The sequence below is a fragment of the Arthrobacter globiformis genome (genome assembly GCF_030815865.1).
Lineage (GTDB): Bacteria > Actinomycetota > Actinomycetes > Actinomycetales > Micrococcaceae > Arthrobacter > Arthrobacter globiformis_B.
On record NZ_JAUSXI010000001.1, the window covers coordinates 1,577,915 to 1,592,780 of the forward strand.

Here is a 14,866-nt window from a genome sequence, read left to right on the forward strand (position 1 = left end):
TGCCTGGTTGTGTCTGTTTTACTTCAACGGAGAGTTTGATCCTGGCTCAGGATGAACGCTGGCGGCGTGCTTAACACATGCAAGTCGAACGATGATCCGGTGCTTGCACCGGGGATTAGTGGCGAACGGGTGAGTAACACGTGAGTAACCTGCCCTTGACTCTGGGATAAGCCTGGGAAACTGGGTCTAATACCGGATATGACTCCTCATCGCATGGTGGGGGGTGGAAAGCTTTTGCGGTTTTGGATGGACTCGCGGCCTATCAGCTTGTTGGTGAGGTAATGGCTCACCAAGGCGACGACGGGTAGCCGGCCTGAGAGGGTGACCGGCCACACTGGGACTGAGACACGGCCCAGACTCCTACGGGAGGCAGCAGTGGGGAATATTGCACAATGGGCGAAAGCCTGATGCAGCGACGCCGCGTGAGGGATGACGGCCTTCGGGTTGTAAACCTCTTTCAGTAGGGAAGAAGCGAAAGTGACGGTACCTGCAGAAGAAGCGCCGGCTAACTACGTGCCAGCAGCCGCGGTAATACGTAGGGCGCAAGCGTTATCCGGAATTATTGGGCGTAAAGAGCTCGTAGGCGGTTTGTCGCGTCTGCCGTGAAAGTCCGGGGCTCAACTCCGGATCTGCGGTGGGTACGGGCAGACTAGAGTGATGTAGGGGAGACTGGAATTCCTGGTGTAGCGGTGAAATGCGCAGATATCAGGAGGAACACCGATGGCGAAGGCAGGTCTCTGGGCATTAACTGACGCTGAGGAGCGAAAGCATGGGGAGCGAACAGGATTAGATACCCTGGTAGTCCATGCCGTAAACGTTGGGCACTAGGTGTGGGGGACATTCCACGTTTTCCGCGCCGTAGCTAACGCATTAAGTGCCCCGCCTGGGGAGTACGGCCGCAAGGCTAAAACTCAAAGGAATTGACGGGGGCCCGCACAAGCGGCGGAGCATGCGGATTAATTCGATGCAACGCGAAGAACCTTACCAAGGCTTGACATGGACCGGATCGCCGCAGAAATGTGGTTTCTCCTTTGGGGCCGGTTCACAGGTGGTGCATGGTTGTCGTCAGCTCGTGTCGTGAGATGTTGGGTTAAGTCCCGCAACGAGCGCAACCCTCGTTCCATGTTGCCAGCACGTAGTGGTGGGGACTCATGGGAGACTGCCGGGGTCAACTCGGAGGAAGGTGGGGACGACGTCAAATCATCATGCCCCTTATGTCTTGGGCTTCACGCATGCTACAATGGCCGGTACAAAGGGTTGCGATACTGTGAGGTGGAGCTAATCCCAAAAAGCCGGTCTCAGTTCGGATTGGGGTCTGCAACTCGACCCCATGAAGTCGGAGTCGCTAGTAATCGCAGATCAGCAACGCTGCGGTGAATACGTTCCCGGGCCTTGTACACACCGCCCGTCAAGTCACGAAAGTTGGTAACACCCGAAGCCGGTGGCCTAACCCCTTGTGGGAGGGAGCCGTCGAAGGTGGGACTGGCGATTGGGACTAAGTCGTAACAAGGTAGCCGTACCGGAAGGTGCGGCTGGATCACCTCCTTTCTAAGGAGCACCTACAGGCCCATGCTTTTTCCGTGTATGCGGGGTGTGTGGTTTGTCAGGAGTAAAGGCCCGCTGCGCAGGCGATCGTTCTGCGGCGGGTGCTCATGGGTGGAATATCAACGAATAGCGGCCGCGTGGTTTTGTCCTGTGTCTAGTACGGACGGGTTCCCTTTCGGGGGTGGCTGTCCTGGAACGGTGCGGGGCGGGGTGATGCGGTTTAGTGTTTGGCACACTGTTGGGTCCTGAGGCAACAGGGCCGGGGGCGGGGTTTTTTCCCTTGTGTCCGGGTTTTGTTTGTTTCTGGTTTCCTGGCTGCACCGATCGCATGGTTTGCCCCCTTTTTTTGGGGGGTGTGTGTGGGGTGTGTGGTACGGGGTTGTTGTTTGAGAACTACATAGTGGACGCGAGCATCTTTTATAAGAAGCAATTTCCAAGAATATGAACCTGGATCTGTCCGGGCTGGTCTCGCCTTTCGGGGTGTGGCGGGCCTGGGTGGTTTTCATGGTTCTCTCGAAAATTACTCCTTGATCTTTTGTGGTCAAGTTTTTAAGAGCACACGGTGGATGCCTTGGCATTAGGAGCCGAAGAAGGACGTAGGAATCTGCGATAAGCCTGGGGGAGTCGATAACCGGACTGTGATCCCAGGGTGTCCGAATGGGGAAACCCCGCCAGACGCGCGAGTGATCTGGTGACCCGCATCTGAACACATAGGGTGCGTGGAGGGAACGCGGGGAAGTGAAACATCTCAGTACCCGCAGGAAGAGAAAACAACAGTGATTCCGTTAGTAGTGGCGAGCGAACGCGGATCAGGCTAAACCGACCCATGTGTGATAGCCGGCGGGCGTTGCATGGGCGGGGTTGTGGGACTTGTTGTCCTGGTTCTGCCGGACCGGGGAGGTGTGAGTGCTGGTATAGGTGAACGGTCTTGAAAGGCCGGCCGTAGAGGGTGTGAGCCCCGTAACCGTAATGCTGTGCACCGCCTTTGATGAGTATCCCAAGTAGCACGGGGCCCGAGAAATCCCGTGTGAATCTGTCAGGACCACCTGATAAGCCTAAATACTCCCTAATGACCGATAGCGGACCAGTACCGTGAGGGAAAGGTGAAAAGTACCCCGGGAGGGGAGTGAAACAGTACCTGAAACCGTGTGCTTACAATCCGTCGGAGCCAGTCTGATTCTGGTGACGGCGTGCCTTTTGAAGAATGAGCCTGCGAGTTAGTGTTACGTCGCGAGGTTAACCCGTGTGGGGAAGCCGTAGCGAAAGCGAGTCTGAACAGGGCGTTGCAGTGGCGTGATCTAGACCCGAAGCGAAGTGATCTACCCATGGCCAGGTTGAAGCGACGGTAAGACGTCGTGGAGGACCGAACCCACTTCAGTTGAAAATGGAGGGGATGAGCTGTGGGTAGGGGTGAAAGGCCAATCAAACTTCGTGATAGCTGGTTCTCCCCGAAATGCATTTAGGTGCAGCGTTGCGTGTTTCTTACCGGAGGTAGAGCTACTGGATGGCTAATGGGCCCTACAAGGTTACTGACGTCAGCCAAACTCCGAATGCCGGTAAGTGAGAGCGCAGCAGTGAGACTGTGGGGGATAAGCTTCATAGTCGAGAGGGAAACAGCCCAGACCACCAACTAAGGCCCCTAAGCGTGTGCTAAGTGGGAAAGGATGTGGAGTTGCGAAGACAACCAGGAGGTTGGCTTAGAAGCAGCCATCCTTAAAAGAGTGCGTAATAGCTCACTGGTCAAGTGATTCCGCGCCGACAATGTAGCGGGGCTCAAGTACACCGCCGAAGTTGTGGCATTCACATATTTTCCAAGCCTTCGTGGTTCAGGAGTGTGGATGGGTAGGGGAGCGTCGTGTGGGCGGTGAAGTCGCGGTGTAAACCAGCGGTGGAGCCTACACGAGTGAGAATGCAGGCATGAGTAGCGAAAGACGGGTGAGAAACCCGTCCGCCGGATGATCAAGGGTTCCAGGGTCAAGCTAATCTGCCCTGGGTAAGTCGGGACCTAAGGCGAGGCCGACAGGCGTAGTCGATGGACAACGGGTTGATATTCCCGTACCGGCGAAAAACCGCCCATGTTGAACAGGGGATACTAACCGCCCGAGACCTGCCCGACCGTCCTTTGGATGGAAGGGTTTTGGTGGAGCGCGGGACCTGATCCTGGGAGGCAAGCGTATTAACAGGTGTGACGCAGGAAGGTAGCCGAGCCGGGCGATGGTTGTCCCGGTCCAAGGATGTAGGGCGAACGGTAGGCAAATCCGCTGTTCATGTGCCTGAGATCTGACGGGACTCCCGTAAAGGGGGGATTCGGTGATCCTATGCTGCCTAGAAAAGCATCGGCGCGAGGTTTTAGCCGCCCGTACCCCAAACCGACACAGGTGATCAGGTAGAGAATACTAAGGCGATCGAGAGAATTATGGTTAAGGAACTCGGCAAAATGCCCCCGTAACTTCGGGAGAAGGGGGGCCCCAACCTTGAACACCACTTGCTGGTGGGAGGGGATCGGGGCCGCAGAGACCAGGGGGAAGCGACTGTTTACTAAAAACACAGGTCCGTGCGAAGTCGCAAGACGATGTATACGGACTGACTCCTGCCCGGTGCTGGAAGGTTAAGAGGACCGGTTAGCCGCAAGGCGAAGCTGAGAATTTAAGCCCCAGTAAACGGCGGTGGTAACTATAACCATCCTAAGGTAGCGAAATTCCTTGTCGGGTAAGTTCCGACCTGCACGAATGGAGTAACGACTTCCCCGCTGTCTCAACCATAAACTCGGCGAAATTGCAGTACGAGTAAAGATGCTCGTTACGCGCAGCAGGACGGAAAGACCCCGAGACCTTTACTATAGTTTGGTATTGGTGTTCGGAGTGGCTTGTGTAGGATAGGTGGGAGACGTTGAAGCCCGGACGCCAGTTCGGGTGGAGTCATCGTTGAAATACCACTCTGGTCACTTTGGACATCTAACTTCGGCCCGTAATCCGGGTCAGGGACAGTGCCTGATGGGTAGTTTAACTGGGGCGGTTGCCTCCTAAAAAGTAACGGAGGCGCCCAAAGGTTCCCTCAGCCTGGTTGGCAATCAGGTGTCGAGTGTAAGTGCACAAGGGAGCTTGACTGTGAGAGAGACATCTCGAGCAGGGACGAAAGTCGGGACTAGTGATCCGGCGGTACATTGTGGAATGGCCGTCGCTCAACGGATAAAAGGTACCTCGGGGATAACAGGCTGATCTTGCCCAAGAGTCCATATCGACGGCATGGTTTGGCACCTCGATGTCGGCTCGTCGCATCCTGGGGCTGGAGTAGGTCCCAAGGGTTGGGCTGTTCGCCCATTAAAGCGGTACGCGAGCTGGGTTTAGAACGTCGTGAGACAGTTCGGTCCCTATCCGCTGCGCGCGCAGGAAATTTGAGAAGGGCTGTCCTTAGTACGAGAGGACCGGGACGGACGAACCTCTGGTGTGTCAGTTGTACTGCCAAGTGCACCGCTGATTAGCTACGTTCGGATGGGATAACCGCTGAAAGCATCTAAGCGGGAAGCTCGCTTCGAGATGAGATTTCCATACACCTTGTGTGTGAGAGGCCCCCAGCCAGACCACTGGGTTGATAGGCCGGATGTGGAAGCGAGGACTAACGACTCGTGAAGCTGACCGGTACTAATAGGCCGATAACTTACACCACACACTCTTCTTCGTGAACGGATTCAAAAGACGTTCACACCAGGGGGAGAGTAAAAAGAAACAAGACTGCTTGCGTCCACTATGTGGTTCCCAACCAACAAACCCGCCACCGGGTTTCACGGTCCAGGAAACCAACAACTCAATAACAACACCACAGCTGCAACAACCTGCAGCAACGTGTGTAACCACAAGTTTTCCCACCCCGGCACACACCGGGGCACGGGACACAGGGTTACGGCGGTCATAGCGTGGGGGAAACGCCCGGTCCCATTCCGAACCCGGAAGCTAAGACCCACAGCGCCGATGGTACTGCACCCGGGAGGGTGTGGGAGAGTAGGTCACCGCCGGACAACCATTAGAAAAACGGTCGAGAGCCCCAACCAGTCATGGTTGGGGCTCTCCCGCATTTAACCCGCCAGGCGATCCCGCCCCAGGCGCCGGGTTTCGACAGGCTCAACCAACGGACCTTCCCCCAACCCTCCCGAGTTCGGCTTGAAGGTGATGGAGCGCCCCGTCCCGGTATTCGGCCCGCTAGGGGAACATGTCCAGGCCGGGCACCGTTGTATGTGGGGAACCGTGTCATGGATCAGCGGGTCAACCCCAACAAAGGACACCTTATGCCCCAGCGCACCATCGTCATCACCGGCGCCAGCGACGGCGTCGGGGCAGCAGCCGCGCGGAACCTGGCCCGGGCAGGTGAGCGGATCGTCGTCGTCGGGCGTTCCCCGGAGAAGACTGCAGCGGTGGGTTCGGAACTGGGCGTTGACTATTTCGTCTGTGACTTCGCGGAGCTGGCGCAGGTGCGCGACCTAGCCTTGGCGCTGCGGGCGAGGTACCCGCTAATTGATGTTTTGGTGAACAACGCCGGCGGGATCATGCGCGGCCACGAGCTGACGGCGGACGGCCATGAGAAGACTTTCCAGGTCAACCACCTGGCGCCGTTCCTGCTCACGACCGAGCTGCTGGACATTCTCACTGCCAGCCGTGCCACCGTCATCAATACCTCGAGTGCTGCCAACGGATTCGGGCGCCTGGATCTGACGGATCTCAACTCAGAGCGGAGCTACTCGACAAACCGCGCTTATGGCACCGCGAAACTCGCGAACATCCTGTTTACCGCCGAACTGCAGAACCGCTACGGGAAGGACGGCATTGCGGTGGCCGCCTTCCACCCCGGCGTCGTGGCGACCAACTTCGCCGCGGAGTCCACGAGCTGGTTCCGCCATGCCTACAAGACTGTCCTAAACCGGTTCCTGTTCTCGGCCGAGCAGGGCGCCGACACGCTCGTCTGGCTCGCTACTTCCACGCCCGGACGGGACTGGTTGTCTGGCGCCTTTTACGTCAAGCGTGCGCTGGCGAAGGCCAACAGGCAGGCCTACGACGCCGGGCTGGCGAGGGACTTCTGGGACCGCAGCCTGGAGCTTGTCAGTGCAGGCGAGCCGGCGGCCACGTCCGAACTCGACAACGCCTGAGATGCGCTGGTCCCATAGGGACGGGATTCAGCCCTCGCAGCCTACGCCGTCACTGTTGCTGTCCAGGCGGTAAATGTCCGAACCAGTGACGGTCACGGGCCCTTGAAGTCAACGCAAGTGTGCTGGGTGACGGAGTAGCTGAGGCCGCGGCGGCTTTGGCCGCAATCACACTGCCGCTGGCCGCCTGGCCATTTCCGCACCCTGTGACTACCAGCAACAGAAGACTGAGTACAGCAAGCCCCCGGCCGCGGCGCCGCTTGATTGAAGCAGCGAGAATCGCCTCATTGCGCCCCATCGACTGGTTCGTAGTCATATTTCCCCTAGGTCCAAGTACAGGTCTCCTGCCTAATGAGGGCACAGCAAAAAGTTCCCCTCAGGAAGGGCCCTGCGGGAGGGTCTGGGTGCAAGCGGCGAAAGGTGAGGGAAGGTTTGGGTTTAGGCAGCGAAAGGTGAGGGAGGGTTTCGGTTTTAGGCGGCGAAAGGTGAGGGACCGTTTGAAATCAGCGGCGGAGGCGAAGTCCCTCAAGCGCCTGAAGCGCCTCGGCTGAGCGGCTGATGGCCTGATCGAGGGCGGCCTCGGATTCAGGTACCGAGAACAGATAGCCCTGCAGCGCGTCGCACTGCAGGTCCGTCAGGTAGGCGGCCTGCTCGGCAGTTTCGATGCCCTCCGCGGTGACGCTGAGCCCGAGGCTGTGGGCCATATTGATCATGGAGCTGAGGATGGGCAGCTTCTCCGCCCCGGTGCGGACCATGGAGACAAAGGACTGGTCGATCTTCACCGCGTCCACGGGCAGGTCCTGAAGCCGGCCCAGGGACGAGTAGCCGGTGCCGAAATCATCGAGCGCAACCCGCACCCCGGCGCTGCGCAGGCTCGCGAGCTGGCTGATCACGTGGTCGTCGGCGTCGAAAAAGACGCTCTCCGTCACCTCCAGCACCAGCTGCCTGGGATCCATGCCGTGGGATTCGGCCATGGCCAGCACATTGCCGGCGAAATCGCGGTCCCGCAGCTGCACGCCGGACACGTTGACCGCCAATGAACGATCAGCGCCGCCGGTAAGCCAGGGCCCCAGCTGGATGAAACTTTCCCGCATCATTTGCAGGCCGATCACCGAGATCAGACCGCTGCGCTCCGCCGTCGGAATGAACTGCGACGGCGGGACATTCCTGCCGTCGCGCTCCCACCGGGCCAGGGCCTCGAACTGGATCACCTCTCCCAGCCGCGGCGAAACAACCGGCTGGTAACTCACACGGATCTCGTCGTTATCGACGGCGAGCCGCAGCCCCGCCTCCATGTCCGTCCGCTGCACCAGGGCCGTCATCATCTCCGGCCTGAACCGCATGTACCGGTTCTTGCCGGCGGCTTTGGCCGCGTACATCGCCACATCCGCGCGACGCAGTAGCTCCGACGCAGCCACCGCGTCCGCGCATAGCGACGCGATCCCCAGGCTCAGGCTGGGCCGCAGCATGGTCCCTTCGATCCACACCGGAACATTGAGCGACTGCACGATGCGCTCCGCGACGGACTCGGCATCCACAGATCCGGTCAGGAGCACGACGAACTCGTCACCGCCCAGCCGGGCCACAGTGTCATCCGGCCGGACGCAGGCCCTCAGCCGGCGGGCCACCTCCACCAGCATCTGGTCTCCGGCGGCGTGGCCCAGAATGTCGTTGACCTCCTTGAAGTCGTCCAGGTCGAGGAGGAGAACGTCGACGGCGGTACTACTGCGGCCGTGCAGCGCTTCGGACAGTTGGTCATGGAACAGCTTGCGGTTTGCCAGCCCGGTGAGCGGATCCTGAAACGCCATGGCTTTCAGCTGCTCTGCCTGTTCGGCCAGATCCGCCATCGCTTGCCGGGCCTGTTCCTGGGCCCGGCGCCGCGGCGTGACATCCCGGAAGCTCCAGACCCTGCCCACCACCAAGTTGCCCACCCGCTGTGGCCGTGAGTAGCGTTCGAACGTGCGGCCGTCGAGGAACTCCAACGTGTCGTGGCTTTCGGCGGTCGGGTGCGCGTACAGTTCGTTGACCTTGTCCAGGAAGCTCTCGGGGTGCGCAAGGAGGCCCACCACGAAATCAATCACGGCCGCGTCGTCGCCCGCGGCCATAAGCTCACGGGGGATGCCCCACATCTTCGTGAACTGCTCGTTGATGCCGGCGATCTTTCCGTCGACACCGACCACCAGGATCCCGTCAGCCGTCGACTCCAGGGTGGCGCTGAGCAGCGACATCGCCTCCCGCAGCTCGGCGTCGGCCTCCTGCCGGTGAAACGTGGCCCGGACTGATGCGACCAGGGATGCGCCGCCGTCGGAATCCAGCAGCGAGCAGGCCACCTCGCCGTGGAACTCGGTGCCGTCGCTGCGCAGGCCGTAGGACTCGAAGGGGGTCTGCGGGGCCGAGCTGTCTCCGGACTCCCGATCGCTGCGCAGGCTGGCGAAGAGGCGGTCGAATCCGCTGCGGTAGCCCTCGGCGAGGAGCATGCGGTGATCCTGGCCCACCAGGTGAAGCCTGCCGTAGCCGAAGAGCCGTTCGGCGGCGGCGTTGACCTGTGCGATCACGCCGTCGCTGCCGACCACCAGAACCGCGTCCGGCAGGGAATCGAACAGGGCGGCGTAGCTGCCGGCTGGAATCCCCTCAGGGCGTGGGGAAGCCGCCGTCATGCGACCGTTGCGTGAGACCGCGAAAAACTCATTGAGCGTCCACCCCCTCAGCAAGATCGTACCGCTGATCGAGCTTGTTGAGATCAAGGTCCGGCGGAGACCCGCTGATCGAGCTTGTCGAGATCGAAGGTTCAACCGGCGGACACCCCGCTGATCGAGCTTGTCGAGATCGAAGGCTCAACCAGCGGACACCCGCTGATCGAGCTTGTCGAGATCAAGATCCGGCGGAGGTCCTTGGTTTCGGCAGGCTCAACCAGCGGAGCCGGCTCAACCGGCGGACACCCCGCTGATCGAGCTTGTCGAGATCGAAGGCTCAACCAGCGGACACCCGCTGATCGAGCTTGTCGAGATCAAGATCCGGCGGAGGTCCTTGGTTTCGGCAGGCTCAACCAGCGGAGCCGGCTCAACCGGCGGACACCCCGCTGATCGAGCTTGTCGAGATCAAGATCCGGCGGAGGTCCTTGGTTTCGGCAGGCTCAACCAGCGGACCCAGGCTCAACCAGCGAACCCAACTCAACCAGCGGAGACGTGCCCAACCACCGGCGCCGTCTGGGTGCCGAGGCCGCGCACCGTCCAGCCTTCGGCCTGCCACGCCGCAGCGTCCAGTACGTTCCGTGCGTCCAGCACTGTCCGGCGTCGTACCAGCTGCCCGATGGCGGCCGGAGACAGTTCGCGGTACTCAGCCCACTCGGTCAGCAGCAGTACCAGCTCGGCACCCTCAAGTGCCCTCGTGGCAGAGGCCTCAAACCGCAGCTGCGGGTAGCGCATCCATGAATTGTTGATGGCCTTCGGGTCCGTCACCGTGACGTGCGCCCCGGCAGAGGCGAGCCGGAGCGCGACGTCGAGGGCGGGGGAGTTGCGGGTGTCGTCCGTGTCCGGCTTGAACGCCGCGCCCAGCACGGTGACCGTCCGGCCGGCGATCATGCCGCCGCAGAGTTCCCGGGCAATCTCCGCGGTCCGCGCCCGCTGGCCGACGTTGATGGAGTCCACCACACCCATCCAGCCGTCCACGGACCGGACCTCCAGCGCCTGGGCCTGGGCCCGGAAACTGCGGATGTCCTTGGGTAGGCAGCCCCCGCCGAACCCCAGCCCGGCGTGCAGGTAGCGGTTGCCGATGCGCGGATCCATGCCCATCGCCTCGCTCAGTTCGGTGACGTCGGCTCCGGCGGCGTCGCACAGTTCCGACATCGCGTTGATGAAGCTGACCTTCGTGGCCAGGTAGGCGTTCGACGCCGACTTAATCAGTTCCGCCGTCGCGAAATTGCACACGAGCCGCGGGATGCCGGCGCGCAGCAGCGGCTCGTACACCGCGTCCAGCACAGCGGTCACACCGCGGGCAGCTCCCTGTGTCCCGTCGCTACGGCGCCCGAACGCGCCCTCCTTGCCGCCGGGCACCCCGTACACCAGCCGGTCCGGCACCAGCGTGTCCTTCACCGCGGTGCCCTGCCGCAGGAACTCGGGATTCCAGCCCAGCAGCACGTCCGGCCGCGCGGCGAGCATGCGCCCCAGCCGGTCAACGGTGCCCACGGGCACGGTTGATTTACCGACGACGGCGGCACCCCGGCTCAGGTGCGGAAGGAGACTTTTGGTGGCGGAGACCAGGTAGCTGAGGTCGGCGCCGTCGGAGGTCTTGGACTGCGGCGTGCCCACGCATAGGAAGTGCATCTGCGCCCCGGCGGCGTCGGCAAAGCCCGTGGAGAAGCTGAGGCGGCCGGTGGCGCGGCCGTCGCGCAGGAGCTCGTCGAGCCCCGGTTCGAAGAAGGGGGCCCGGCCGGCTGCTAGTTGCTCGACGCGTGCGGGGTCGACGTCGATCCCCACCACGGTGTGGCCCATGGAGGCGAGGGTGGCAGCATGGACGGCACCGAGGTAGCCGCAGCCGATCACGGAAATTTTCACAGGGTGGCTCCTTGGGTGCGGGTGGCCGTGCTTTTGGCGGTCCGGGTTTCGACCGGCTCAACCAGCGGTTCCGCTGATCGGGCTTGTCGAGATTGGGGTCTGGTTTCGGCGGGATCAGCCAGCGGGATGCCGGCAATAGCCTCCTTGTACTGCCGCACCAGCTCCGCGCACAGGGCCGGCCACGTCCGGCCCTGGACCGAGGCGTAAGCGGCCGCCGCGAACGCGCGGCGCTTGGCGTCGTCGCCCATCAGGTCCATCACATGTCGGCGCAAGCCGGCCAGGTCACCGGGCTCATAGAGCCAGCCGGTGCGGGAATTTTCCACCAGATCCAGCGGGCCCCCGCGGCCAGTGGCCACCACCGGCACGCCGGATGCCATCGCCTCCTGGATGGTCTGGCAGAAGGTCTCGAACTCGCCCGGGTGGACGAACAGATCGAACGACGCCATGGCCCGGGCCAGCTCCTCGCCGCCGAGGAAGCCGGTGAACACCGCGGTGGGAAGGGCCTCCTCCAGCGCCGCCCGCTGCGGACCGTCGCCCACGATCACCAGGCGGGTGCCCGGAACGTCTGCCAGCGCGGCAAGATCCTCCACCTGCTTCTCCACTGCCAGCCGGCCGACGTAGCCGATGATCCGCTCGCCGGCAGGCGCCACGGAATCCCGCCAGCCGTCGTCGCGCTTTCCCGGCGCAAAACGCGCGGTATCCACACCGCGCCGCCACATGCCCACCCGAAGAATTCCGCGGCCGCGCAACTGGTTCAGCGCGAACGTGGACGGCACCAGCGTCCGGGACGCCAGGAGATGAATGTTTTCCACCCGGTTCCAGGCCCAGTTCTCCAGGAACGGCACCCCGTACCGGGCGGCGTAGCTGGGAACCTCGGTCTGGTAGATGGCCACCGTGGGGATCCCCAGCTGATGCGCGGCCTGCGCCGCCCGCCAGCCGAGCACGAACGGCGACGCCAGGTGGACCACGTCCGGTGCGTAGTCGGCAAGGATTCTCTTGACCCGGTACACACCTCCCAGCGCCACGCGCACGTTCGTGTAACCGGCCAGCGGAACGGAGGGCAGCCGGTGCACGAATGCGCCGTGCACAACGTCCAGAACATCAGCGTCCGACGTCGACGGCGCAATCACCAGCACCTCATCGCCCCGCTCCTGCAGATGCTCAAGCACCCGCAGGATGGAGTGCGTGACTCCGTTCATCAGCGGCAGGAATGATTCGGCAACGATAGCGATCCTCACACCTCAACGGTGTTCCCGCCGTCTAACGGTGCGGGGGAGCATGCGTGACCGGGAAGGGAAGGTTGGATTAACAGGCGGGGCTACCGTCCCTCGTGGCGAAGGACGTCCGGCAACTCATCCACGAAGACGGTCTGCGGCGGTTCGAAGTAGATGACCAGTACCTCGTCTCCCACCGTGAAGACACTGACCTTGTCGAACGGGTAGGCATGGAAAGCGCTGGTGCCGCCGCGGTAGGCGAGCATGACCTCGCCCACGGTTCCGGGGCCAACCTGTCCGCTCACCCTGCCGATCTTCCCGGTCAGGCTCCGGTCAACATTTCTGTGCACTGTGTCGCTCGGCTTCCCTCGGCTTCCTTCGGCACTGTTCTTAGGCGCCGGGCTGCTTCGGCGGCTGCTTGGCGTGGTTCTGCCCGTTTTTCAGAGCACCTGACAGTCGCGGCAGGAATGAGCCCGCCTGGGTGAGGATTCCGCCAACCATGCTGTTTAGGCCGTCCGCGCCGTTCAGGACGGTGAGCTGGTCCACGTGTCCAAACGGCTCGGCCGCCGCCGCCACAATGGCCGGCATGTTCTCCGCCAGCTGCTGGGCAATGACGGCATCCTGGTTGCTCTCCAGCGCCTCGCCGCGGGCCTTGATCCCCTCCGCCTCTGCCAGCGCCTTGGCCTGGATGGCGGACGCCGCGGCATCGCCGCGCGCCTTGGTGGCCGCCGCCTCGGCTTCGCCTGTCACGCGGGTGGCTCCGGCCATGGCCGCGGCTGCGCTCGCGCTGGCCTGCGCCTCCACTTCCACCCGGCGGGCATTGGCCTGGGCCTCGAGCTCCGTCCGCTTGGCACGGGCTTCGGCTGCGCTGATGTCCGCGGCCTTCTGCGCCTCCGCCTCGGTGCGCTGTGCGTACGCCTTGGCGTCGGCGGGCTTGCGGATGGTGGTCTGCAGCTTCTGTTCCTCGCGGTCTGCCTCGAGCTTGGCCACCTCGGTTTCCTGCACCACCACCTGCTGGCGGGCGGTGGCGTCTGCCAGCGGGCCGGCCTGTGCCGCATTGGCCCTTGCCCGTTCCGCGTTGGCCTGCGCCGCCGACTGTCTGATGGCGGACAGGCTCTGCGCGTCGGCGACCTGTGCGGCAGCCTCGGCTTCCCGCTCCGCGGCCTCGCGGTTGCGGGTGGCCTCCGCGATGCGGGCCTCCATCTTGACCTGGGCGATGTGCGGCTTGGCGATGTTCTGGATGTAGCCCGTCGGGTCCTGGAGGTCCTTAATCTGCAGGGAATCAACTACGAGTCCCAGCTTTTCCATTTCCACACCGCTCGCGCCGCGGACCTGGGACGCCAACTTGTCGCGCTCGCGGATAATTTCCTCCATGGTCATGCTGCCGATAATGGAACGCAGATGGCCCTCGAAGACGTTGTACACCTGGCTTTCCATTTTCGGCTGCTGGCCAAGAAACCTTCGGGCGGCATTGGCAATGAACGCCGGGGCGTCCCCGATTTTGTAAATGACGACGCCTTCAACGATCACCTGGATACCCTGGGACGTGACGCAGGAGACCTTCAGCTCCGTCTCGTTCAGCGTGAGGGACAGCGTCCGGACGGTCTGCAGGCCCGGAACCACCAGTGCGCCCTTGCCGGTGACGATCTTGAAGTCCATCCCGTCGGTGCTTTCCAGGGTCCCGCGCGTCAGTCCGGAAATGATGAGGGCCTCGTTCGGTTCGGCCACCTTCCACATCAGTCTGACGGCCAGCCAAATAACCAGAATGCCCAGAAGCACCGAGACAACAGTGATAATCAGCGGAAGGATGGCTGCCAGGTTCTCCATGGCGGTGTCCTCTCAGTGCGAAGGCCGAATGAGGTTGGGCCCTACTCAGCCGGAAAATCCCGGCGGGTAGGGCGCGGACTTGCGGAACCGGCAACCCCACAAATGCGGCATGACCAGCTGTAATAGACAGTCTGGTGGTGCGCCGGGGCATAGTCCAGCGATTCCGGCGGCGGTAGGAGCGCGAGCTCTCAGGCGCATCCGATCGGCACCGGCTCTGGCCGGTCACTGCCACCGGCTGTAGTGTCGGTCCTGATGGTCGACGCCGGTCCCAACGTTCCAGATCCAGCTCGCCAGTTCCAGCTCGCCAGATCCTGATCCACCAGATCCTGATCCACCAGATCTCGAACCCCGATCCCGACTCGAGGAGCACGTGTGGCACTGACCAAGGGCACCGAAGTGGAGTGGAACACTCCGCAGGGAAAGACCCACGGCAGGATTGTGGAAAAGAAAACAAGCGACTTCGAACTCGACGGCCACACCCACCGGGCCAGCGACGACGAACCCCAGTATGTTGTGGAGTCCGCAAAGTCGGGGGCAAGAGCCGTGCACAAGGCGGGCGCCCTGACGGAAAAGAAGGGCTAGTTCTGATGGCA

At 62.3% G+C, this 14,866-nt stretch carries 7 protein-coding genes and 3 rRNA genes; 5 read left to right on the forward strand and 5 right to left on the reverse strand.

Annotation, left to right across the window (positions count from 1 at the left end):
* Positions 1-23: 23 nt before the first annotated feature.
* From QFZ33_RS07280 to QFZ33_RS07295, 4 genes are all read left to right on the forward strand, one after another.
* Positions 24-1,548: ribosomal RNA gene (locus QFZ33_RS07280) — 16S ribosomal RNA — on the forward strand.
* Positions 1,549-2,084: 536 nt separating this feature from the next.
* Positions 2,085-5,211: ribosomal RNA gene (locus tag QFZ33_RS07285) — 23S ribosomal RNA — on the forward strand.
* Between the two features lie 232 nt (positions 5,212-5,443).
* Positions 5,444-5,560, forward strand: a 5S ribosomal RNA gene (gene rrf / locus QFZ33_RS07290).
* The 16S, 23S and 5S rRNA genes sit together here, the layout of an rRNA operon.
* A 267-nt stretch (positions 5,561-5,827) precedes the next feature.
* The gene (locus QFZ33_RS07295) at positions 5,828-6,682 is read left to right on the forward strand and encodes an SDR family NAD(P)-dependent oxidoreductase (RefSeq protein WP_307026166.1); all 855 of its coding nucleotides are present in this window, start codon (positions 5,828-5,830) and stop codon (positions 6,680-6,682) included.
* A gap of 500 nt (positions 6,683-7,182) precedes the next feature.
* Here the strand turns inward: QFZ33_RS07295 and QFZ33_RS07300 are convergent, their stop codons facing one another.
* From QFZ33_RS07300 to QFZ33_RS07320, 5 genes are all read right to left on the reverse strand, one after another.
* Positions 7,183-9,336 carry a putative bifunctional diguanylate cyclase/phosphodiesterase gene (locus QFZ33_RS07300; RefSeq protein ID WP_307026168.1) on the reverse strand — a complete coding sequence of 718 codons (2,154 nt, stop codon included), beginning with the start codon at positions 9,334-9,336 and terminating at the stop codon, positions 7,183-7,185.
* Positions 9,337-9,849: 513 nt separating this feature from the next.
* Entirely contained in the window at positions 9,850-11,232 is a 1,383-nt protein-coding gene (locus QFZ33_RS07305; RefSeq protein ID WP_307026170.1) for a UDP-glucose dehydrogenase family protein, read from the reverse strand.
* Complete coding sequence (locus QFZ33_RS07310) at positions 11,229-12,470, reverse strand: glycosyltransferase family 4 protein (RefSeq protein ID WP_307026172.1); 1,242 nt, start codon at positions 12,468-12,470, stop codon at positions 11,229-11,231. The genes QFZ33_RS07305 and QFZ33_RS07310 overlap by 4 nt, the downstream gene beginning before the upstream one ends.
* 80 nt (positions 12,471-12,550) lie before the next feature.
* Positions 12,551-12,796 carry a hypothetical protein gene (locus QFZ33_RS07315; protein WP_307026174.1) on the reverse strand — a complete coding sequence of 82 codons (246 nt, stop codon included), beginning with the start codon at positions 12,794-12,796 and terminating at the stop codon, positions 12,551-12,553.
* Positions 12,797-12,836: 40 nt separating this feature from the next.
* Positions 12,837-14,273: a flotillin family protein gene (locus QFZ33_RS07320; protein ID WP_307026175.1), complete on the reverse strand. Its 1,437-nt coding sequence runs from the start codon at positions 14,271-14,273 to the stop codon at positions 12,837-12,839.
* 372 nt (positions 14,274-14,645) lie between these two features.
* Here QFZ33_RS07320 and QFZ33_RS07325 point away from each other — a divergent pair, with 372 nt between their 5' ends.
* Positions 14,646-14,855, forward strand: a complete 210-nt coding sequence (locus tag QFZ33_RS07325) for a DUF2945 domain-containing protein (protein ID WP_307026176.1) — start codon at positions 14,646-14,648, stop codon at positions 14,853-14,855.
* Positions 14,856-14,866 lie beyond the last annotated feature (11 nt).